Source organism: Desulfatibacillum aliphaticivorans DSM 15576 (assembly GCF_000429905.1).
Lineage (GTDB): Bacteria > Desulfobacterota > Desulfobacteria > Desulfobacterales > Desulfatibacillaceae > Desulfatibacillum > Desulfatibacillum aliphaticivorans.
In genome coordinates this window covers 186710-208724 of the sequence record NZ_AUCT01000009.1, presented here as the reverse complement: position 1 = coordinate 208724, position 22015 = coordinate 186710, and the positions used below count along the sequence as shown (strand labels likewise).

Genomic DNA, 22015 nt, shown 5'->3' with positions numbered 1-22015 from the left:
AGAGCGGGCGGCACGGCGTAGCGCGCGGGCTTGATGATGCCCCGGCGGATGGCTGCGATAATACAGGAAACAAGCACCAGGGTGGCTGCGATTTCCTTGATGAACTGGTAGATGGTTCCGCCGATTCCGTTCAGGCCGGGGAACTGGAAGTCGGGAGCCAGACCCCAGATCACCAGACGGGTGGAGTTGACGGACAGAATCATGAACCCGGCGAAGATGAAGATATGCAGCAGGCCCGCCGTCATGTAACGGGGCTGGCGCCACTGGCCGATGGCGAACTTCACAAGGCGGAACACCCGCTCGGGGATCTGGTTGAACCGGAAGTCCGGGTTGGCCAATACCAGGGGCTTCATGCGATTGGCCATGATATAGGCGAACAGGCCGATGGCCACAGCCGGAATCACCAGCGCGAAAAACCATACCGGAATGCCCAGAAAACTGGAATGGGCAGGCAGGTTGATGATCAGATCATGGGCTGCTCCCGCTACCTGCTCCACAGGCGCGGCGGCAACGACTTCGTGTGTTGTTTCCATTGGTTATCTCCGATTAAATGGTTACCGGGCCGCCCTGAAAACAGAACGGCCCGGCGTTGCCTGACTAAGTTGCCTGTTATCCGCCGAAGGAAGCGTCGTCAATGGCTACGGCTGCATCGTCCAGGGCGAGAATGGAATCCATCTTGCCGAAGGTGATGGGCAGCATGACATTGATAAAGTAGCGGGCGGTTTCCATTTGCCCTTTGTAGAAGGCAAGGTCCTTTTTGCCTTTTTCCACCATGGGGGCTGCCACGGTGGCTCTCCACAGGTGCATCCAACCCAGGACGATGTCGCCCATGACTTCCATGAAAGGCGTGGCGTGACCGAAAGCGGCCAGCACTTTTTCGGAAGCGGCGGCTTTGCCGACGGACATGGCGGTCTCGGAAAACTTGATGACCGCTTTTTCCAGATTTTCGGCCAACGCCTTGGTGGCTTCCAGTTCCTTGCCCTTGGCGATGGTGGCGTTGATCTGCTCAAGAAACTTCATGAAAACCTGGCCCTTCTGCATGCCGAGTTTGCGGCCCAGAAGGTCGGCGGCCTGAATGCCGGTGGTGCCTTCGTAAATGGTAAGAATCTTGGTGTCGCGGGCGAGTTGCTCCACGGGATATTCCTTGGTGAAGCCGTAGCCGCCGTAGGTCTGGATGGCGTCGTTGCATACCAGCACGGATTTTTCCGTGGTGTAGCCCTTGCAGATGGGGGTGAGCAGGTCCACAATGCCCTGATACAAAGATTTTTCTTCGTCGCTCTCGGAAGTCACAACCTTGTCCATGCAGTAACCGGTGTAGTAGTTGAGGCTCCTGAGGCCTTCCACGTAAGCCTTCATTTGGATGAGCATGCGGCGAACGTCGGGATGATTGATGATGGTCGCGCCTTTGGCTTCGGGATCGCGGGACTTGAGGATTTCCTTGCCCTGTACGCGCTCGCGAGCGTAGTTGAGAGCCAGCAGGAAAGCGGCGCTTGCGCTGCCCAACCCCTGGACGCCCACGTTCAGGCGTTCTTCGTTCATCATATGGAACATGATGCGCATGCCCTTGCGTTCTTCGCCCAGCAGCAGGCCGCGGCAGGGGCCCTTGGCGCCGAACTGCACGGAGCAGGTGGCGGAAGCGTGGATGCCCATTTTTTCTTCAATGCGATCCACGTACACGTTGTTGTAATCGCCCGTGGTTCCGTCTTCGTTCACCCAGTATTTGGGGACCAGGAAGATGGAGATGCCGGAGGTCCCTGCTGGGTCGCCTTCAATGCGGGCCAGAACCGGATGGACCACATTATCCACCAGGTCGTGGTCAGCGGCGCTGATGAAAATCTTGTTGCCCGTGATGTTGTAGGTGCCGTCTTCGTTCTTCACGGCGGTGGTGGTCAGGGCGCCCACGTCGGAGCCTGCTTCGGGTTCGGTCAGGCACATGGTGCCTCCCCACTCGCCGGAGTAGACCTTGCCCAAGAACATTTTCTTTTGCAGTTCGCTGCCGTAAACTTCAATCAGCTTGCCGGCGCCGTGGCCCAGCATGGTGTAAATGGAGAAAGCCATGTTGGCTGCGGCGAAAAGTTCCAGAGAGGCAAAAGCCAACACCTGGGGCATGCCCTGGCCGCCTACCTCGATGTCATCGGCGATGGTCAGCCATTCCCCTTCGCGGAACAGTTTGTAAGCCCTGTGAAAGGAAGGAGGAACGGTCACATTTCCGTCGTCCCAGGTGGCGCCCACGCGGTCTGATTCTTCCCGGGTGGGAAGCAGTTCCTTGGTGGCCAAAGCCCTGGCTTCGTTCATGAAAAGGTCAAAAGTTTTGGTGTTGAGATCTCCGTAGCGCTCGCTTTTGCAAAGATCCCCTATTTGCAGCTGTTCGTTGAGTACGAACTGCACATCCCGCCTGTCAGATAAAACCTGTGCCATGCCTTCACTCTCCTTATGGTATAACCATTTGAATATATATGAAAATCAAGCTGCCCCCCAACCAAAATAGATCGAGAGTTCTGCTTAATAACCCTAGCGTATTAAGCAGATGTGTGTTTACACAATTACTAGAATTTTGCAAGACTTTTTTCCATCAACCGCTGGATTTCATTTTGCTTTATTTCGAAAATATAGACAATGAAACAAGTGAATTACAGGAATGGGTGTTTTTGAACAAATGGTATATTCCAACAAAACTTGTTAAAAAAAAGTTGCTTTTGTTCAAGGCAAATGGTAGCCCGTTTTTCCACTATTGACCCGCGGTTTAATTTTCCAGAGCCAAGGCGTAATGAGCAAAAAACATACTAAGAGCCAATTGGAAGCCATCCATGGAGACCGCCCTTTGCGCGTCTGCTTGCTTAGCTATCGAAGCAATCCACACTGCGGCGGACAAGGGGTTTATGTCAAATATCTCTCCTCCGCGTTAAAGTCCATAGGCCATGAAGTGGATGTGGTTTCGGGCCCTCCTTACCCTGAATTGGTGGATGGGGTGGGATTGCACAAGCTTCAGAACCTGGACCTGTATAACGCCGAAGATCCTTTTCGCATGCCCGGCGTAGGCGAGTTGATGGATCCCATCAACTTCATCGAATGGATGGGCGTGACTACCATGGGGTATCCCGAGCCGTTCACTTTCGGCGTGCGCGCTTATATGTTTTTGTCTAAATTCCACAATGATTACGATGTAATACATGACAACCAATGCCTTTCTTACGGAATATGGGGCGCCACCCGTTTTTTACCGGCGGTGGCTACTATTCATCACCCCATTACGGTTGATCGGGACGTGGCCGTCCAATCCGTGCGTTCTCCCTTCAAAAAGCTGAAAATCCATCGCTGGTATTCGTTCATTGACATGCAAAAGCGGGTATCCCGGCACATGACCCGGGTGGTTACGGTTTCTGAAGCCAGCAAAAAGGACATCTCCCAGGAGTTTCCGGTCTGGCCCAAGAAGATCAAGGTGGTTCCCAACGGGATTGACACCAATCACTTCAGGCCCATGCACGGAGTAAAGCGGGAAAAAAACCGTCTGTTGGTGACTAACAGCGCGGACACGCCGCTCAAGGGGCTGTACCACCTGCTTAAAGCGGTGCATGAGGTTCGTAAGAAAAGGGATGTAACCCTTACTGTAATAGGAGCGCCCAAAAAGCACGGCGGCATTGTCAAGCTGGTGCGCGAACTGGGCATTGGGGACATCGTAAACTTCACCGGCCGCCTGGACGACGACGCCTTTGTGAGGCAGTTCTCCCGGGCCGCCATTGCCGTGGTCCCCTCGGTTTACGAGGGCTTCGGGCTTCCCGCCGGAGAGGCCATGGCCTGCGGCCTGCCGGTCATCAGCACCACCGGCGGCGCGCTGCCCGAGGTGGTGGGAGACGCCGGGGTTCTGGTTCCGCCCGCCGACCCCCTGGCGCTTGAAAAAGCCATCATAGATCTGTTGGACAATCCCCAAAAGGCCGAGGCTTACGGCAAGGCCGGATACGACCGGGTTCACAAACTTTTCACCTGGAAAAACGCCGCAGAACAGACTGCCGACGTGTACCGCGAGGCGATCAGTGATTACCGTTGATTTCAAGCGCCTCAAGTTGAAGCCGGGAAGCAGGATTCTGGACGTGGGCTGCGGCCAGGGCCGCCATACCTGCGAGGCCTATTGCCAGCCCGGAATCACGGCCGTGGGCCTGGATCTCAACCCCAGCGACGTGGCCCAAACCCGCGGCATGCTTTGCGCCATGGACGACGCCGGCATGGGCGGCGGAGGAACGTGGCAGGTTTTTTCCGGGGACTGCACTTGCCTTCCGTTTGAAAACGATTTTTTCGACGCGGTCATCTGCTCGGAGGTTTTGGAGCACATCCCCAATAACAAAAAGGCCGCCGCCGAACTGGTGCGGGTGCTAAAGCCCACCGGAGTGCTGGCGGTGAGCGTGCCCAGGTACACGCCGGAAGTGATCTGCTGGACTCTTTCGGAGCAATATTACAATACTCCAGGCGGGCACATTCGCATATACACCCGCAAGTCCCTGCTTAAACTCATCGAGGGCGTGGGGATGAAATACCGGGGCGGCCATTTCGCCCATTCGCTCCACACCCCCTATTGGTGGCTTAAATGCGCCATGAGTCTGGACAACGAGGACGCCCGCGCGGTCCGGCTATACCATCGGTTTCTCGTCTGGGATATCATGAAAAAACCGTGGCTTACCCGTGCATTGGACAAACTGCTCAACCCGTTTATCGGAAAAAGCTGCGTGTATTATTTCACCCGCCCTTGACAAAAATCTTGCCCCTTAACTCTACTGAATATTTACTGTTTATCAAAAGCAAAAGAGATGTTTGCATTCCCTTTTTCAGGGTGGTATGATATTGGGTCCAACTTCTGAAAAGAGGAGGTTGGCGGCCGGCGGCTTTCTAACTTCTTCATAAAGATCGGCCCGGCCCCATACTTGCAAATAGCAAGCGGAAGTTTAAAATTATGGAAACATTGGAAACAGAACAAAATAGGCGGGAAAGCGTCCTGGAATTCGACGAAAACGATTGCGCCAGGCAGCTTTTTGGCCAGCACAACAGCCACCTTATCCGCATAGGCCAGGCCCTGGAGGTTCGCATAAACGCCAGGGGCAATCAGGCCACCATACAGGGCGACCCCATCGCCGTTGAACTGGCGGAGAATGTCCTCAGGCAGCTTTACGGGCTTATTCGCAAAGGCTATCCCATTTACGACACGGACGTGGATCACGCAGTCAGGATTTTATCCACGGATCATCGCCAGAAGCTCAAGGACATCTTTCTGGACACGGTTTATATCACGTCCAAGAAGCGATCCATCACCCCCAAAAGCCGGGCTCAAAAGGATTACATAGAGGCCATCAGGCGTTCGGACATCGTCTTCGGCGTTGGACCGGCGGGCACGGGCAAGACCTATTTGGCCATGGCCATGGCTGTATCGGCTTTGTCCAAAGGCCAGGTGAACCGGATCGTCCTCACCCGTCCGGCGGTGGAAGCCGGGGAGGCCCTCGGCTTTTTGCCCGGAGATCTGGCCCAAAAGGTGAATCCTTACCTGCGTCCGTTGTATGATGCGCTTCATGACATGATTCCCTTTGAAAAAGCCGGAGCCTGGATGGAAAAAGGGGTCATTGAAGTGGCGCCGCTTGCGTTCATGAGGGGCCGCACGTTAAACGACTCGTTTATTGTGCTGGACGAGGCTCAAAACACCACCTCGGAGCAGATGAAGATGTTCCTCACCCGGATTGGATATCACTCCAAAGCGGTGATTACCGGGGACATCACCCAGATCGACCTGCCTAACTCCAAGGGTTCGGGCCTGGTGGAGGTCAAAGGACTGCTCCAGGGGATAAACGGGATCGATTTCGTATATTTTGGAAAACGGGATGTGGTTCGCCACCGCTTGGTGTGCGACATCATCCAGGCTTATGAAAAGCACGAAGCCACAAAGGCGGCTGAAAAACCAGTGCGCCGCTAACAGCAGGAAAGCCGGCTTGCCAGAGTTTTTTAAGGCCGGCGTTTTGTTGAGGAGGTCATGTTTTTCTCTAGGCTAACAAAACGAATTCAGGGCCGTATTTCTCCGTATAGCAACTCCCTGGTTTTTTGGGTGCTGGCTTTGGTTGCAGTGCTGATCACTCTGCTGATTTACCCCAGTCTGGTGGTGAATTCGCGAACCTACAAAGTCGGGGATATTGCAGCCAAGAACATCAAGGCGCCCAGGGACCTTTTTGTTGAAGATGCGGAAACCACGGAAGAAAACAGGCGCAAGGCGGCAGAAGCGGTTTTGACGGTCTACGACCGCGACGAAGCCATGCGGGATGCAATCATCCAAAAATTGCATGCGGCTTTTGAAGGGTCCCGTAAAATCATTGCGGATCACGCCAAGGCTTTGGAGGAGGCTGCGAAAGCCAGCCAGTCCCAAGAGACGGAAGGGCAGGACGCATCCCAAGCCGTCCGGCCGGCCATCCGCCCGCTTCCCGACGTCCTGGCGGACAACAAGGCCGCCTTCGAGCAAATGCTGGGCATAGAGCTTACGGACGAAAACTACCAACTATTGGTTAAGGACGGTTTCTCCCACAACCTTGAAAACCACATCTCGCAAATAGCCAGCCAGATTCTGGCGAACGGCGTGGTGGCCAACAAGGAAATTCTGCTGGAGGAAGCCAACCGGGGCATTATGCTTCGGGGCCTGCAATCCAAAAACGAAGCTTACGTCCAAAGCCTTAAGCAGTTTTACAGCTACGCACAAGCCCGCACCATGGTCCGCGTTGTGGGCGATCCCATTCTCAAGGACTTCAACCCGAATCTGATCAACCTGGTCGTCGAGCTTTGCCAAAAGCTGATCAAGCCCAACATCACCCTGAACATGCAGGAAACCCTGGCGCGCAAGCAGGAGGCCAGAGAGGCCGTCACCGAGGCGCATTACATCATCAAGGCCGGGGAAATGCTTTTGCGGGACGGCGATAAGGTCACGGCGGAGCACGTTAAAAAGCTCAACGCCCTGAACAAGCAGGAAGGCGATCAACGCACCGTAATCCGGGGCATTGGCATGGGATTTATCGTGCTTTTCTTCCTCATCGCCTTTCATCTGGTTTATTTGCGGCCTTCCAACCGGGAGCAGGAGCAAAAAGGCCGGGAGTTCCTGTTTATATGCCTGGTGCTGCTCAGCTTTTTTGTGGTCGCCCGTTTGTTCTTAAGCATGTCCGCGGTTTTTCCCCATGAGTCCGGGACGGCCCCGTTTTCCTCTCCGGCCATTTTTGCAGCGCCGCTGGCGGCCGGGTCCATGATCCTGTGCCTGTTCCTGGGCCTGGACGTGGCCCTTCCCTTCGCCATCGCCATGGGCTTTTTCGCCTCGGCCCTGTTCGCCAAGCCCTTTGAATCCTGGATATACTTCTTTTTAAACTCCACCCTGGGAGCCTATTGGACCAAGGAATGCCGGGAGCGCAACGTCTTCATCAAGGCGGGCGCCAAGGTCGGGCTGCTGAACGTCGGACTGGTGGCGGCTTTGTATCTTTATACGGGCGCTCCCGCGGTAAAGCCTCTGGTCATTGACATGTCCATGGCTTTTATCGGCGGCATGGGAGCGGGAGTGCTGACGGCGGGCATCGTGCCTTTGGTGGAGGTTTCCTTCGGCTTCGCCACGGACATCAAACTGCTGGAGCTGGCCAATCTGGACAAACCCGTCCTGCGCAGGCTCATGCTGGAAGCGCCGGGCACCTATCACCATAGCATGCTGGTGGGCAGTCTGGTGGAAGCCGCAGCCACGGCCATTGGCGCCAATCCGCTTCTGGCCCGGGTTTGCGGGTATTACCACGACATCGGAAAAATCAACAAGCCGCTGTATTTCATAGAAAACCAGATGGGCGGCAAAAACCGTCACGACAAGCTGGCGCCTTCCATGTCCAGCCTGATCCTCATCGCCCATGTTAGGGACGGCGTGGAAATGGCAGCCCGGTACAAGCTGGGCAAAGCCATTTCAGACACGATTCAGCAGCATCACGGAACCAGCAAAATCAGCTATTTTTTCGAAAAAGCCAAGCAGCTTAGGGGCGAAGAAAACGTGAGCGAGGCGGATTTTCGCTATCCCGGCCCCAGGCCCCAGACCAAGGAAGCGGGCCTGGTCATGCTTGCCGACATTGTGGAAGCCGCCTCCAGAACCTTGGAAAACCCCACGCCGGCCCGAATTCAGGGGCTGGTGCAAAGGTTGATCAACAATGTGTTTTCCGACGGACAGTTGGACGAATGCGAACTGACCTTGAAGGATTTGCATCAGATAGCCAAGAGCTTCAATCAAATTTTATCCGGAATATACCACCATAGGGTGGAGTACATAGAATCCGCCTCTAAGGGGGAAGGAAAAAAAGCCAATGCCGGTGCTAACGGACAATCAGCAAAAAATGGAGATAAACCTCCCCAGAATGGAAACGGCGGCACAGGCAGTCTTAAACGCCTTGGGCTGTCCTGACTCCGAACTCTCGGTCCTGATCGTGGACGGCGGCCGCATGGCGGAGCTCCACGAGGAATACGTCGGCAAACAAGGCCCCACCAACGTGCTCGCCTTTCCCATGACGGAAGGGCCGTTCAATGAGATCAATCCGGAAATCATCGGGGACGTTGTAATATGCACGGACGTCGCAGCCAAAGAGGCTGAGGACGCAGGCGTGGACTTGTACACCCGGGCTCTGGAATTGTTGATCCACGGAATTTTGCATCTGGTCGGCCACGACCATGCGGAGCCGGAGGAAACAGCTTTGATGCAGGCCAAAGAAGCGGAACTGTTTGAACAATTCAAAAATATATAGAAAGGGATAAGCAATGGCGGGTTTGGCAGTCAATGTGGACCATGTTGCAACTTTAAGGCAAGCCAGGGGCGTGGATTATCCGGACCCTGTGGCTGCGGCCGTTTTGGTGGAATTGGCCGGGGCTGACGGAGTGGTGGTTCATTTACGAGAAGACCGGCGTCACATCCAGGATCGGGACGTCAGAATCATCCGCCAGATTGTTCAAAGCAAGTTGATTCTTGAAATGGCGGCCACGCCTGAAATGATCGGCATCGCCCTGGAAGTCCGGCCGCATCAGGCCACCCTGGTGCCTGAAAAACGCGAGGAAGTGACTACCGAAGGCGGCCTGGACGTGGTTATGCACAAGGATTCGGTGGCAGACGCCATAAAGACCTTGCAGGCGGGCGGAATTAAAGTCAGCCTGTTTGTGGACCCGGATCTGAATCAAATCAAGGCCGCCCATAAAGCCGGCGCCGACGTGGTGGAGCTGCACACCGGAGATTTTTGCGAATCCCGCTCTCCCAAGGCCATGGCGGCCATCCAGGAAGCGGCGCGCCTCGCCCGGAAAGTGGGCATGGAAGTCCACGCCGGACACGGCATTGACTTTCGCTCCATCCAGGATTTTGTGGGCGTCAAGGAAATCCAGGAGTTTTCCATCGGCCATTCCATCGTAAGCCGGGCCGTGTTCATCGGCCTGGACGCCGCAGTCAAGGAAATGATGGCTTTGGCCCGTCAGGTTTAATTCGAGGCTGGTTTTCAGATTTTATTCGCCAATCTCAATCGTTGAATTTTGCGACATGCTCTCGGAGGCGACATCGTGTATCTGGTAACAGCGGAAGAAATGCGGGAGATGGACCGCCGCACCATAGAGGAATTCGGCATTCCCGGACGCGTTTTAATGGAAAACGCCGGGCGAGGCGCCACGGATATTCTTTGCTCGCACGTGCAGGACATCAGGACCCAAAAGGTGGGTGTCGCCTGCGGTAAAGGCAATAACGGCGGGGACGGATTTGTCATCGCCCGCTGCCTTGCCGAGCGCGGCGTGCACGTAGTGGCCTATCTGCTTTGCAAAACCGGCGACCTGACCGGGGACGCCAAGGCGAATCTGGATTTGGTCCAAAAAATGGGCCTGCCCCTGGTGGAAATCACGGACAAGGAGTCTCTCCGCGAGCATCAACACGCCATGCAGGGCTTTGGGGTGTGGGTGGACGCGATTTTAGGCACCGGGCTTTCCACGCCGGTCCGGGGCCTGTACGGCGAAGTCATTCAGATAATTAACGATTCCAACGCCTTTGTTTTCGCCGTGGACATCGCCTCGGGCCTGTTTGCGGACAGCGGCCGGTGCGGCTTGTGCATCCAGGCGGACGCCACGGCCACCTTCGGATTCGCCAAGGTAGGGCATATGGTCATGCCCGGTTCGGGCTTGACCGGCAAGCTCCACGTGGTGGACATCGGCATTCCCAAATCCATTGCCAAGGCGGTGGGCGCGGCGCATAGGCTGATTTCCCCCCAATTGCTGGGGCCGGCCCTGGATCGCCCCAAACACATCCATAAGGGAGACCTGGGCCGCCTGCTGGTGATTGCCGGATCTCCGGGCAAAACGGGCGCGGCGGCCATGGCCTCCATGAGCGCCATGCGGGCGGGCGCGGGTTTGGTGACCCTGGCCGCGCCTCAAAGCCTGTGCCCGATTCTGGAGGGTTTGGTCATCGAAGCCATGACCACGCCCTTAGCGGAGACCCAGAGCGGCGAGATAGCCCTCAGCGCCCGGGAAGCCATAAAAAAGCTGCTGGCGGGAAAATCCGCCCTGGCCATAGGGCCGGGCCTGGGAACTCATGAGGAAACCGGCAAGCTCATGCAAGCCCTGCTTCTGGAATGCCCCGTTCCCATGGTTGCGGACGCCGACGCCCTGAATCTGATAGCCCAAAATCCGACGCTTCTTAAAAGGGCGCCCTCCCCTGTTATCCTCACGCCTCATCCTGGAGAAATGGCCCGGCTGACCGGCCTGAGCACAAAGGGAATCCAGGAGAACCGGACCGAGGTCGCCCGGGAGTTCGCGGTAAAGAACCAGGTGCATGTGGTCTTGAAAGGCGCCAACACCGTGGTTGCGCACCCGGACGGCTTGGTGTGCATCAATCCCACAGGCAATCCGGGCATGGCTTCCGGCGGCATGGGCGACGTGCTCACGGGCCTGATCGGCGCATTTCTGGCGCAAGGCCTGGGGCCGGAGCGCTCCACCAGGCTGGGCGTTTTCGTCCACGGCGCTGCAGCCGACCTGATTGCCGAGAACATCGCCCCGGCCGGATACCTTGCCACGGACGTCATGAGCATGGTTCCCAAGGCCCTGGCCGGAGTTTGGAAGAATGCCTGAGTATTCCCGTACTTTTGAGACGAACACAGCCTCCCAGACTCAGGCATTGGGGAGGCAGCTTGGAAAAGCCTTGGAGAAAGGCTGCGTCATCGCCCTTGTGGGAGACCTGGGAGCAGGCAAGACCTGCTTTGTCCAGGGATTGGCAAGGGGCCTTGGCGTTCCTGAAGACGTACCCATTACCAGCCCATCTTACACCCTTGTGAACGAATACCCGGCCCGTCTGACGCTTCAGCACGCCGACCTGTACCGGCTGACCGGCGACGCGGACCTGGAGGACATCGGCCTGTTTGACCTGGCGGACGATCAGAGCGTGGTTGTGGTGGAATGGGCGGACCGGTCCGACTTTGAGGACCTGAAACCGGACCTGTTCATCCATATTTCGGCCATTGAGGAGATGAAAAGGAAAATCTTCCTCCACCCCACTGGACAACCAATGGTTAATCTGATAAAGGGCTTAATCTTTAAATTTTGACTTCAATGCGAGGTAAAGCATGGGTTTAATAGTACAAAAATACGGCGGAACGTCAGTGGGAGACCTGGTCCGCATTCAGGAGGTGGCGAAACGCGTAGCCAAAACCTATGATGCGGGCAATCAGGTGGTGGTGGTTTTGTCCGCCATGAGCGGCGTGACGGACCATCTGATTCAAATGGCCGAGGTTCTTTCCGACAAGCCCAATAAACGGGAAATGGACGTTTTGCTGGCCACCGGAGAGCAAACCACGGTGGCGCTGCTCGCCATAGCCCTGGAAAAAATGGGATACAAAGCCCAATCCTTTTTGGGCCATCAGGTTCGCATCCTGACCAATAACGCGGCTCAAAGCGCCAGAATCCTGGACGTCCAGGCGGACCCCATCAAGGACGCCCTGGCGGACAACGCCATCGTGGTCGTGGCCGGATTCCAGGGAGTGGACGGCTGCGGCAACATAACCACCCTGGGCCGGGGAGGCTCCGACACCTCGGCAGTGGCCGTAGCCGCCGCCCTGGGAGCGGATTCGTGCGAAATTTATACGGACGTGGACGGGGTATACACCGCCGATCCCCGCGTGGTCTCCAAGGCGCGCAAGCTCAAGTGCGTGACCCATGACGTCATGCTGGAAATGTCCAGCCTGGGGGCCAAGGTGCTGCAAATCCGCTCCGTGGAATTTGCGGCCAAGCACAATGTGCCTGTGCATGTGCGTTCGTCATTTAATGAGGAGGAAGGGACCATGATAGTCTGTGAAGATAGAGATATGGAACGCATGCTGGTGGCCGGCGTCACCTTTGTAAAGACGGATGCCAGGATCACCGTAACCAAGGTCCCGGACGAACCCGGCGTGGCCGCCAAAGTCTTTTCCGCCGTGGCGGACGCCGGCATTTCCGTGGATATGATTATCCAGAACACCCGGGCCAGCAACATGACGGACATCACCTTTACGGTGCCCAAGACCGATTACAAGGACGCCCTGGTCATCGTGGAAAAAATCGCCAAGGAAATCGGCGCGGAATCCGTGGCCGGAGACGCCAACATCGCCAAGGTCTCTGTGACCGGCGTGGGCATGAAGTCCCACCACGGCGTGGCCGCCAAGATGTTCTCCACCCTGGCTGCCAAAAGCATCAACATCATGATGATTTCCACCTCCGAAATCCGCATTTCCTGCGTGGTGGAGGAAAAATACGCAGAGCTGGCCTGCCAGATCCTGCACACGGAATTCGGCCTGGACGCGGATTAAATCCGCCAGGGCATAAAAAAAGACAAAGGGGAAGACGCGCTTTCATGGGGCGTCTTCCCCTTTTTTGTTTCTCGGTTGCATACACACCCCTATGGAATTGTGAAGAGAAGACGCTGGGTCCCCGCTTGCGGCCGATCCTGAAAAGCGGATCGCCCTTGCGGGGATGACGGGCTGATAAGGCTGAGGAAGTTCGAAGGCCGTATGCGTCTTTCGGGCGTAAAAGCATAATGACGCTGGATTCCTGCGTTCGCAGGAATGACGGATGGTTGGGGCTCTGGAATGCTTAAAAAAGGAGGCTGCTGCCTTCCATCTGAAAAAAGGCAATGCATCCAAGACCTGCTGCCTGCAATAGCCTCCGCTCTCCGTCATCCCCGTGCAGGGAGGCGGCGGGATGATTGCGGCTTTTTTGCAATCATCAGAAGCACTCCCGGAAACGGGGACCCAGTGTCTTTGATGATAAGGCCTGAAAAGCATCAAGGTTAAGAAAGCGCTTCGGTTGGATGGAAATCGGGTTCGAAACGAACTAACCCGCTTTCTCAATATCAAGCGCCATGGCCTTTGCGGCCTGGACCGGATCGGCGGCGTCCCGGATGGGCCGGCCCACCACAATATGGCTGGCGCCGGACCGGACGGCCAGGCCCGGGGTGACCACGCGCTTCTGGTCGTCCTTGGAATTGTCGTCGGCCATGCGGATTCCCGGGGTGACGATGAAAAAATCCTCGCCCACGGCCTGGCGCACCTTGGCGGCTTCCAGGCCCGAGCACACCACGCCGGCGCATCCGGCTTCCTTGGCCGTCTCGGCCCGCCTAAGAACCCTGTCCGAAATGGTTTGGGGATTTCCGCCTTCGCTGGTGAGCACGGTCACGCCCAGCACCCCCAGCTTGCCCTGAGCGCCCTCCACGGCCGCTTTAAGCATATCCGGGCCGCCGGTGGTATGCACGGTGGCCAGGCTGACGCCAAGGCCCGCCAGAACGGACATGGCGCGTTCCACGGTCTTGGGGATGTCGTGGAGCTTCAAATCCAGAAATACGCGGTTTCCGGCGTTGAGGACTTCCTTGACCACGGACGGCCCCTCGGCCGCGAAAAGCTCCAGGCCCACCTTGAACATGCCTATATGGGGAGCCAATAGCTTGGCGTAATGGGACGCCTGGTCCAAAGAAGGCACGTCCAGGGCGAAAATAATGCGGTCCTTGGGTTCAATCATGGCTTCTCCCTGATTGGTCCATGGTTGGATGCAAAAAATTTCTAACGCGGCGCCGTGCGAATTACACGGCCGTCAGCATTTCATTGGCTTCCGAAAGGTCAAAGTGGTCCGGGTCCCAGTCATCTTCCACGATGTCCAGGAGTTCCACGTTATCCGTCTCCTCCGGGCTTTCCAGAGCTTCCAGCAAGTCCTGATACCCGGGAGGGCCGCCCACGTCTTCCGGCGGGCAAGCGCGTTTGCCCTTGATGCACTGGGGATAGGACTCGCCTTTTTCCAGGGGCAGAATCTTTTCCACAAGCACTTCGTGCTCCCAGTAATCGCCGTAATCGTAGATGTACTTAAAGCGCTGGCCTTCCCGGTTCACGATCTTGGAGAGGCGTATTTTGGTCTCGTCCTTGGGCGACGTGGGGTCGTAAGGGTCGTTGACGCCAAACTCCATTTTTTCAATTTCAAAAACATGGTCGTGTCCGTTTTGCCATCCCATGGCATTTTGGATGATCATGTGAAATCGCGGCAGGGTAGTATCGCTGGTGACCAACAGCCGCCTCCATATGGGGGGACGGATGTTTTTCAATGAGACCTTGATTTGGTAGACCTGTTTAAGAGGCAGGATTTTCTTTCGCTGAGGCATATCCCTTCTTTCCCAATGCTAATAGTGATGCACATATGCGTCGAATTCTGTAATACACAGAACCGCCCTTGGTTGCAAGCCTCGTTGAAAAAACTTTTTTAAATATTTTTTGTAACCGAAAAAATGTCAGGGGCGACCATAATTTCAGAGTGTGAAAGCATAGAATCACATACCTTTTGCAACCGGCGCCTACTGCCGGCGTTCCGCCTCATGAACACCGACCTCGTTTGACGGAATAGGATTCACCTCTAACCACTCCACACTCACCAAACAGCGGGGCTGTCTACCCCTCAGACAGCCCCCCCCTTCCTTTTTGGGGTTCTTGTAAAAAGCCCTTTGAAAAATTTCTCGGATATGAAGCAGAAATAAATGCGGGATGAAACCCAAAAATTCCATCCCGCGCAGACAAGCTATTGTAACAAAAATTAATATTTAAGAAGCAGGCCAGTATTTTTCCTTCAACGCCCTCTTGATCATCTTGCCGTCGATGCGGCGGGGCAGTTTTTCCATAAAGCCCACGTATCGCGGCATTTTATAGCCGAACAGGCCCTGGGCCTTGCAATGGGCGAAGGCTTCCTCCTCGGTCATTTCCGCGCCCGGCATTAATTGGATTTCAGCCCGCATGACCTCCCCAAGATCCTGATCCGGCACGCCGAAAACGGCCACGTCGTCCACGGCCGGATGGGCGGCCAGGGCTTTTTCCACCTCTCCGGGAAAGACGTTCACGCCGCCGGAAATCACCATGTCCTTGATCCGGTCCGTAAGATACAGGAAGCCGTCCTTATCCTGGTATCCCATGAGGCCGTCCTTGTAGTAGAGCTTGCCGTTGATGGTAACGTAGGCGTCGTCCAGCAGGCTGCTGTCGGTTCCGTATGAAAGCCCCAGGGTGCTGACGGTGCGGGCGCAGATGGAGCCCTGTTCGCCGTTGCTCACGGCCTGCTCGGTTAGCGGGTCCACCAGGCAGACTTCCCCGCACCGGGGTTTGCCCACGCTTTTCAGGCGCTCGGGGCGATTGTTGTAATCGCCGGGCCTGAGCACGGAAACCATCATGGTTTCGGTGGAGCCGTAGTACTCGTGAAACACGGGTCCGGGAGCGCCCTGCTGCATGAAGAGTTCGTTGATTCCGGTCTTGATTTCCGGGGAGCACGGCGCGGCGCCGGAAATCAGGGAGCGCATGGACGAGAGATCGTATTTACGCTTCACCTCGTCAGGAAGATTCAGAATTCTGCTCAACATGGTGGGGACCATAAAAGTCCACGAAATGCGCTCCTTTTGCATGGTCGCCAAAACCTGCTCCGGGTCGAATTTGGACTCCAGCACCAGGGTTCCGCCGTACAAGACGGGAAACAGGGCTGCAATGGTTCCGGCGTGGTACATGGGCGTGATGACCAGGGAGCGCAAATCTTTAATCTTGTGCATGTTCAGGTGAAATCCGGCGTTCAACATGCAGAACAAAAGCTCGAAATACTCCATGAGTTCCGCGTTGGGAGCGGGGGCCGTGTCGTCGAACAGGTAGCTGAGGCCGTCGTTCAGGTTAACGTTTTTCGGCACGCCGGTGGTTCCGGAAGTATAAGGCGCTGCGCCGAATATGAATCGGCCGGAAGGCATGGCGTTCCGGGAGAATGTCGCCGCCTCTTCGTAAGGAATCCAGCCTTTGGGAACCTTGGCGCCCACGGCCACAAAATTCTTCACCGAGGGGATTTGGTCGGCTATCCCCAACACCCGATCCACAAAATCCTCGCCTACAAAAACGGTTTTAGGCTTGGAAACGTTGATGGTTTTGGCCAGTTCCTCACCTGCCAGGTGCCAGTTCAGCCCGGGGCTGGTGCAGCCTGCAAAGGAGGCGCCCACCAGGGTTTCCAGCACTTCGGCGGAATTGTGCATGAGCACGGCGGCCTTGTCTTTGGGCTGCATCCCGGAATGGATGAGCCAGTTGGCGATTCTGAGAAAACGGTCTTTGAAATCCCTGGTTTTCAGGCGTTTTTCGTCCGAGACGACGGCTTCCTGTTCGCCCCTGACGTCCATCATATTGAGTATAAGCATGGGCGCCGCATTGGCTTTCCCTGCAGCGGCCAGTTTCCAAAGTTTGTCCGGCATAAGCAGCTTAAGCGCGGTTCCGTAGCCTATGGCGGGAAGCGCATGCCTTACGTGGTATCTTGCCGGTTGTATGAAAGGAGCTTTAATGGCAAGCTGAGACGTCTCCAGCAGTCCTAACCTTTTCATCGTGCAATCTCCTGCAAAAAAAGATGGTTATATCGGTTTTACAACAAAATTATTTGTTGCTGCGAAACTCTTCCAGATGGTCCTGGATCTGCTCAAGGAGTTCGGCGGGGTATTGCTGGCCGGCTTGGTCTTCCCAAACCGTGTGCGCCATGGATTCGAGCTTGGCTTTTTCCTCCGGGGACATTTCGCGTTGTTTAATCCCGTATTCAAGCAATGCATTGAGGCACTTCTCATTGTCCTCGCGCGCGGCCAGGCAGAAATCCCGCATAATCTTGGGCCGGACCGCCATAAACCGGTCGCGGTAATCCTGGGGCATTTGTTCATATGCCTCCCAGGTCAGCAGCATGACGGCGGGAGAATACCGGATGTTCAGCGGGCTGACGTATTTAAGGATGCTGTATAGCTGAGTTCCCACGGCCCAGGCCTTGGGGGCGATGATGGTGTCCCCTATCCCCTGCCTGATGGAGGTGGGCGCTTCGGTCATGGAAACCGGAATGGGATGGGCGCCGATGGCTTGCAGCACTTCCCCCTCCAAGGCGCCGCTCCAGGAGATGATCTTGGCCTGGGCGAAATCCTCGACCTTGGTCATGTCGTATTTGGACGAAAAAAAGACGTCAAAGTCCTGGTCAATGTACGCAATGACCATGTAGTCGTGATCCCTGGCGATTTCGTCAAAGATGGGCGCCATTTTTTCTTTGACGTAGTCCACTTCCTGCCAGTTGTTAAAAAGAAAGGGCAATTGCATGACCGCCATTTCAGGAATGGCCAGGGTGCAGCCGTAGCCGGACATTCCCGCCCCGTGGAGCTGGCCGATCCGCATTTTTTTGATGATGGCTTCGTCGTCCCCCATGACGCCGCCCCAATACACTTTGATGACCAGGTTCCCGTCCGTCGCTTTGGCCACCTCGGGAAACACGATCCTATCCATTTGCAAGGCCCAGGCAATGCCCTTTGGAGCGATGGTGCCGACTTTATAGGTTTCGCTCCATCCTTCGGCGCCGAAGCAAGGGCCGCTGCCCCCAAAGGATAAGGCGATGAGCAAACTAACCAGGATGAAACACGCTTTTGTTTTCATTTTTCCCCCTCACTTCTTGTGGAATATTAGTCTGGTATATTTTTGCATTCCATCAACGGCGGCGGCCCAAGGCGAAAACGCCGCCGCGCTCCCCGGAATCACATGAAATAAACGGGGATGATAAAAATGAGCCGTATCCTTGCTGAAAACTATTCCCTGTTGCGATACATATAAAAATCGAACGTGACTTCACACGCAGGCTCCCCGTTGGGAAGCTCCAGGACCACGGTAAAAGGAAAGACCGCTCTGCCAACTAGTTCAATAGTTGGCTTTCACGGTTTTTAGCGTTGATTTTCCAAGGGGCGTTCAGCCCGCATTGACCCCCGAAAGACACTGGGTCCCCGTTTCCGGGAATGCGTCATGATGATTGCAAGACTACCGCAATCATCCCGCCGCCGCCCCCTCCACGGGGATTACGAAGAGCGGCGGCAATTTGAAAATAGGCGTCGGTTTTCACAAAATGGCTGGAAAGATCGACGCCTATGTAGTCCCAGGTTTCTTTTGGCTGCATGGGCGTGGAATGAACGGAAGGGTGCAGATCCTTGGATCCCCCGATCTCGTCCTCTCGTTCGTAGACCGTTACGTTCAGACCTTCCCGCGCTAAGTTAATGGCCGCAACCAAACCGGCCAGCCCGGCCCCGTAAATGGAAACATCCTTCATGGCGTTCTCCTTTTAACGAGGTTAGCGGACTCCAAAATCCACGCCCAGCATTTCGGACGCGCAGATCATGCCCGAGGTGCAGGCGCAGTCCATGGCCACGCCGTAGCCCTTGGCCGTGTCTCCGGCAAAGTACAGGCCTTCCACGTGAGGAGACTTAACCGGAACTTTTTGGGTGCCTGCCTGGGACACGCTTTTGGCCACGCCTTCCAACTTCCAGCACATGAGGTCCAGTTTCCAATCGATGGTCTTTTTGAAGCCGGGATAAATTTCTTCCATAAAATCCGGCAGGCGTTTGACGATTTTATCCACCAAAACCTTATTCTTGGCCTCGGATTCGGTCAGGGGCAGATAGGCCGTGTACAGGTATTTGCCGTCCGGCGCCACGGAGGGATCCAGGGCCGACTGGATGCTCCAGCAAATGTACACGTCATAATCAAAGCCTTCTTCCTTGGGCAGCACGCAACTATTTTTATAATTGCGCGTGGCGTGCTCTTCGGGCATGGCCAGGGAGTTGAGGCCCCAGTACGGAACGTAGCTTCCGTAGCCGTACATGGTTTCGGTCTTTTGAGCCCAGTCTCCGGGAAAGTGGGATTTATCCATGAACTTGAAGGAATCCTGGGCCGGAACGTTGCTCACCACGGCTTCCGCCTGATAAACCTTCATTTCTCCGCTCCCGTTTTCCGCAATCACGCCGGTGGCCCTGCCGTTTTCTATGACCACTTCCCGAACCCTGGTTTCCAGAGACAGCTCGCCGCCCAGTTCCTGATACTTGCGGGCCACGGCCTTGCTCCATTCCATGACGCCGCCGGACACGAATCCCCCTACGTATTCGCACAGCCCTTTTTCCAGCTTGGGGCTGACAGCGTGCTTGAAGAAGCGGAAGATGTCGCCAATGGAAATATCCTCAGGATTGTTGATGGTGGAGAACAAGGTGCTGACCGAGCAGAGATTGTTCCAAAGGATGTCGTTTTTGGTCAGGCCCATTTCCTCTCCCCATTGCTGGAGGGAGACCTTTTCCAATTCGTCGATCTGTTCATCATTAAGTTTGTACGGCGTGGTGTAATATTTATAAAAGGGGATTTTCTCCCTTTCAGCAATTTCCACATACCTGGGATCCACGGGCTGGGACCCGATCAGGTCCATGTAAAACTCGCCCTTGTAATAAGTGCCGTAGTGGCTGCCGTTCATTTTCACGCCGTCAATGCCGTCGATCTGCTGCACAAAATCGTACAGGTAGGCGTTGCCGTTCATGCTCAGGGCGTGATACCCCACGTCCAGGACGTATCCGTTCAGCATGCCGCTTTTCACCAACTCTTCCAACTCAGGTTCGGAGCTGGCCACATAGGTGTATTGGGTTTCCAGGATATCCTTGTACCACTGGGCGCCGCGTTTGGTGATTTCCTCGCCTGCTACGGACAAGGCCCTGCCCCCGACACGGTCGTTCTGTTCAAGAATCAGCACCTTTTTGCCGTGCTTTGCCAGAAGCGATCCCACGGTGAGGCCGCCCACTCCGGCCCCTATGATTATGGCGTCGTATTTATTTTGATCCGTCATGGCTATTCCCTCCGTTAGTCGTTAAATATCGCCGTATCCAAGTCCACGGTGAGGCCGTCCGTGTTAAGCAGCCGAATGCTCAGGCCGGTAATTTTAGGAAGTTCGTACGCGTAAAAATAATTCAGGGTAACAATCTTGCCGTTGTAGAAGTTCACGTCCTTTTTCTTGGCGCCTTCGCTCAAAGCCTTGCTTGCTGCAAGCCCCTGGACCAGCCATTGCCAGGCGATGGTGACGATGCCGAACAATTCCAGATAAAGAGTGGCGTCCGCCAGGAAGTATTCCGGCCCCTTTTTGGCGGCCAGGTTGAGCAGGTGCTTGGTGGCGTCGTCCAAGACTTCCAGGGCGGCTTTCAGCTTTCCGCCGAATCCCTTCAGTTCGTTGTCGGCCTCCGCGCTTTGCGCCGTCTGCAAAACCTCTTGCTTGAATATGGCGAAGGCCTTGCCTTCTTTCATGACCACCTTGCGGCCCAGGATGTCCAGGCCGTGGATGGCTGTGGTTCCCTCGTGAATGGGATGAATGCGCATGTCGCGGTAGTACTGCTCCAGGGGATAGTCGTCGCAGTAGCCGGACCCGCCGAAGCATTGCAGCCCCTGGCTGACAGCCTGGATGCCCATCTCCGAGGGATAGGTCTTGGCCACGGGAGTCAAGAGGTCCAGAAGCAGGGAGTAACGCTCCTGCTCCTCTCCGGTGGTCACGCGCATCATGTCCGCGTATTTGCAGCCTTGCAGCAGCAGGGAATGCGAGCCCTCGATAATGGCCTTTTGAAAAAGCAGGGCCCGGCGGATGTCCGCATGTTCGATGATGGGAACCTGGGGTTGGGTGGGGTCTTTTTGGCCGATTTTCCGACCTTGCCGCCTTTCCCTGCAATATTCCAAAGCTGCATAATATGCAGCCGACGCTATGGCTGTAGCCCCCAACCCAACCCCAAGACGTGCTTCATTCATCATCTGAAACATGTAGAAAAGACCTTTGTGGGGCTCCCCGACCAGCCATCCGCGGCAATTGTCGCCGTCCCCCATACTTAGCTGAGCGATAGGAGCCCCACGGTAGCCCATTTTGTGGTACACCCCCGAAGCAACCACATCATTGGGCTCAAGCCCGCCCCCCAGAGCGGGCCTAAACTTGGGAACCACAAACAAGGATATGCCTTTGACCCCAGGAGGGCCTCCCTTGATTTTCGCGAGCATAAGGTGGACTACGTTGTCCACGCAGTTGTGGTCCCCTGCTGAAATGAATATCTTTTGGCCGCGGATCAGGTAATACCCCTCTTCCGTGGGTTCCGCCGAAGTTTCCAGGTCGGAAAGAGAGCTTCCCGCCCCGGGCTCGGTCAAGGCCATGGTGCCCTGCCATGTACCGTTGTGCAGATTGGGAAGATAGGTTTCCTTTAAATCCTCGGAACCGAATTCTTCTATGAGATGGGACGCTCCGGCGTTCAATCCGGGATACACGGCCGCCGAATAGTTGGCCGCGCAGAATATATACTGGCAACTGTCCGTAATCATCAAGGGAAGTTGATCGCCGCCGTGATCAACCGGCTTGGAAGCGGTGATCCAGCCGCCCTTGCCGCATTCGTCCAGGATCTTCCTGACGTCGTCATGCACCCTGATGGACCCGTCTTCCAACTCGGGCGGGTTGCGGTCCATTTCCTCAAGGATGGGGCGCATCATTTTTTTAGCCAGCTTGTCCGCCTCCGCCAGGACCATGTCGAACATCTTTTTATTGTGTTCGCTGTAGTAATCGTATTTGGTCAGAGACGCTGCATCAAAAACCTCGTAAAGCAGGAATTTAAGATTCCGCTCGCTGTAAAATTTATCCGCCACCTTATTCCTCCTTGATT

General features: G+C 55.7%; 17 protein-coding genes and 1 pseudogene. 9 read left to right on the top strand and 9 right to left on the bottom strand.

Annotated features, from left to right (window positions below):
* Together G491_RS0110845 and G491_RS0110840 are read right to left on the bottom strand one after the other, a co-directional pair.
* A pseudogene (locus G491_RS0110845) lies at positions 1–533 on the bottom strand ((Fe-S)-binding protein); the annotation flags it as partial.
* A gap of 76 nt (positions 534–609) precedes the next feature.
* Positions 610–2418, bottom strand: coding sequence for an acyl-CoA dehydrogenase (locus tag G491_RS0110840; RefSeq protein ID WP_028314611.1), 1809 nt, complete (start codon positions 2416–2418; stop codon positions 610–612).
* Between the two features lie 349 nt (positions 2419–2767).
* Between G491_RS0110840 and G491_RS0110835 the strand changes: the two genes are divergently transcribed.
* The 9 genes from G491_RS0110835 to G491_RS0110795 all read left to right on the top strand — a co-directional run bounded on the left by G491_RS0110835 (position 2768) and on the right by G491_RS0110795 (position 12830).
* Positions 2768–4045 (top strand): glycosyltransferase family 4 protein, encoded by a 1278-nt coding sequence (locus G491_RS0110835; protein ID WP_015948069.1) that lies wholly within the window; start codon positions 2768–2770, stop codon positions 4043–4045.
* Complete coding sequence (locus G491_RS0110830; RefSeq protein WP_028314609.1) at positions 4032–4742, top strand: class I SAM-dependent methyltransferase; 711 nt, start codon at positions 4032–4034, stop codon at positions 4740–4742. Before G491_RS0110835 ends, G491_RS0110830 begins: the two co-directional genes overlap by 14 nt.
* 200 nt (positions 4743–4942) lie before the next feature.
* Positions 4943–5950, top strand: a complete 1008-nt coding sequence (locus G491_RS0110825) for a PhoH family protein (protein WP_028314608.1) — start codon at positions 4943–4945, stop codon at positions 5948–5950.
* A 57-nt stretch (positions 5951–6007) separates the two neighbouring features.
* Entirely contained in the window at positions 6008–8437 is a 2430-nt protein-coding gene (locus G491_RS30355) for an HD family phosphohydrolase (RefSeq protein WP_035218458.1), read from the top strand.
* Entirely contained in the window at positions 8391–8774 is a 384-nt protein-coding gene (gene ybeY / locus G491_RS0110815; protein WP_169829421.1) for an rRNA maturation RNase YbeY, read from the top strand. The genes G491_RS30355 and ybeY overlap by 47 nt, the downstream gene beginning before the upstream one ends.
* A gap of 13 nt (positions 8775–8787) precedes the next feature.
* On the top strand, positions 8788–9495 hold the full coding sequence (locus G491_RS0110810) for a pyridoxine 5'-phosphate synthase (RefSeq protein WP_015948074.1): 708 nt from the start codon (positions 8788–8790) through the stop codon (positions 9493–9495).
* A 75-nt stretch (positions 9496–9570) separates the two neighbouring features.
* A complete protein-coding gene (locus G491_RS0110805; RefSeq protein WP_028314606.1) occupies positions 9571–11121 on the top strand; it encodes a bifunctional ADP-dependent NAD(P)H-hydrate dehydratase/NAD(P)H-hydrate epimerase in 1551 nt (516 codons plus the stop codon).
* Positions 11114–11593, top strand: a complete 480-nt coding sequence (gene tsaE, locus G491_RS0110800; protein WP_028314605.1) for a tRNA (adenosine(37)-N6)-threonylcarbamoyltransferase complex ATPase subunit type 1 TsaE — start codon at positions 11114–11116, stop codon at positions 11591–11593. The genes G491_RS0110805 and tsaE overlap by 8 nt, the downstream gene beginning before the upstream one ends.
* A gap of 19 nt (positions 11594–11612) precedes the next feature.
* Positions 11613–12830: an aspartate kinase gene (locus G491_RS0110795; protein WP_028314604.1), complete on the top strand. Its 1218-nt coding sequence runs from the start codon at positions 11613–11615 to the stop codon at positions 12828–12830.
* Between the two features lie 523 nt (positions 12831–13353).
* Here G491_RS0110795 and pyrF read toward each other — a convergent pair.
* The 7 genes from pyrF to G491_RS0110755 all read right to left on the bottom strand — a co-directional run bounded on the left by pyrF (position 13354) and on the right by G491_RS0110755 (position 21998).
* Positions 13354–14034 carry an orotidine-5'-phosphate decarboxylase gene (gene pyrF, locus G491_RS0110785; RefSeq protein ID WP_028314603.1) on the bottom strand — a complete coding sequence of 227 codons (681 nt, stop codon included), beginning with the start codon at positions 14032–14034 and terminating at the stop codon, positions 13354–13356.
* A 61-nt stretch (positions 14035–14095) separates the two neighbouring features.
* Positions 14096–14665 carry a plasmid pRiA4b ORF-3 family protein gene (locus G491_RS0110780; RefSeq protein WP_028314602.1) on the bottom strand — a complete coding sequence of 190 codons (570 nt, stop codon included), beginning with the start codon at positions 14663–14665 and terminating at the stop codon, positions 14096–14098.
* A gap of 432 nt (positions 14666–15097) precedes the next feature.
* Entirely contained in the window at positions 15098–16888 is a 1791-nt protein-coding gene (locus tag G491_RS33745) for an AMP-binding protein (protein WP_051327177.1), read from the bottom strand.
* 49 nt (positions 16889–16937) lie between these two features.
* Positions 16938–17963 carry a TRAP transporter substrate-binding protein gene (locus G491_RS33740; RefSeq protein WP_028314601.1) on the bottom strand — a complete coding sequence of 342 codons (1026 nt, stop codon included), beginning with the start codon at positions 17961–17963 and terminating at the stop codon, positions 16938–16940.
* Between the two features lie 358 nt (positions 17964–18321).
* Positions 18322–18624: an FAD-dependent oxidoreductase gene (locus G491_RS0110765; protein WP_028314600.1), complete on the bottom strand. Its 303-nt coding sequence runs from the start codon at positions 18622–18624 to the stop codon at positions 18322–18324.
* A 21-nt stretch (positions 18625–18645) separates the two neighbouring features.
* Entirely contained in the window at positions 18646–20178 is a 1533-nt protein-coding gene (locus G491_RS0110760; RefSeq protein WP_028314599.1) for a phytoene desaturase family protein, read from the bottom strand.
* 14 nt (positions 20179–20192) lie between these two features.
* Positions 20193–21998, bottom strand: coding sequence for an acyl-CoA dehydrogenase (locus G491_RS0110755; protein WP_028314598.1), 1806 nt, complete (start codon positions 21996–21998; stop codon positions 20193–20195).
* Between the last annotated feature and the right edge of the window lie 17 nt (positions 21999–22015).

What these genes read in the sequence shown, in the direction of transcription:
- G491_RS33745 (WP_051327177.1), bottom strand. Translation starts at nt 16,888, where the DNA reads ATGAAAAGGTTAGGACTGCTGGAGACGTCTCAGCTTGCCATTAAAGCT.
- pyrF (WP_028314603.1), bottom strand. Translation starts at nt 14,034, where the DNA reads ATGATTGAACCCAAGGACCGCATTATTTTCGCCCTGGACGTGCCTTCT.
- G491_RS0110825 (WP_028314608.1), top strand. Translation starts at nt 4,943, where the DNA reads ATGGAAACATTGGAAACAGAACAAAATAGGCGGGAAAGCGTCCTGGAA.
- G491_RS33740 (WP_028314601.1), bottom strand. Translation starts at nt 17,963, where the DNA reads ATGAAAACAAAAGCGTGTTTCATCCTGGTTAGTTTGCTCATCGCCTTA.
- tsaE (WP_028314605.1), top strand. Translation starts at nt 11,114, where the DNA reads ATGCCTGAGTATTCCCGTACTTTTGAGACGAACACAGCCTCCCAGACT.
- G491_RS0110795 (WP_028314604.1), top strand. Translation starts at nt 11,613, where the DNA reads ATGGGTTTAATAGTACAAAAATACGGCGGAACGTCAGTGGGAGACCTG.
- G491_RS0110835 (WP_015948069.1), top strand. Translation starts at nt 2,768, where the DNA reads ATGAGCAAAAAACATACTAAGAGCCAATTGGAAGCCATCCATGGAGAC.
- G491_RS0110810 (WP_015948074.1), top strand. Translation starts at nt 8,788, where the DNA reads ATGGCGGGTTTGGCAGTCAATGTGGACCATGTTGCAACTTTAAGGCAA.
- ybeY (WP_169829421.1), top strand. Translation starts at nt 8,391, where the DNA reads ATGGAAACGGCGGCACAGGCAGTCTTAAACGCCTTGGGCTGTCCTGAC.
- G491_RS0110840 (WP_028314611.1), bottom strand. Translation starts at nt 2,418, where the DNA reads ATGGCACAGGTTTTATCTGACAGGCGGGATGTGCAGTTCGTACTCAAC.
- G491_RS30355 (WP_035218458.1), top strand. Translation starts at nt 6,008, where the DNA reads ATGTTTTTCTCTAGGCTAACAAAACGAATTCAGGGCCGTATTTCTCCG.
- G491_RS0110780 (WP_028314602.1), bottom strand. Translation starts at nt 14,665, where the DNA reads ATGCCTCAGCGAAAGAAAATCCTGCCTCTTAAACAGGTCTACCAAATC.
- G491_RS0110760 (WP_028314599.1), bottom strand. Translation starts at nt 20,178, where the DNA reads ATGACGGATCAAAATAAATACGACGCCATAATCATAGGGGCCGGAGTG.
- G491_RS0110765 (WP_028314600.1), bottom strand. Translation starts at nt 18,624, where the DNA reads ATGAAGGATGTTTCCATTTACGGGGCCGGGCTGGCCGGTTTGGTTGCG.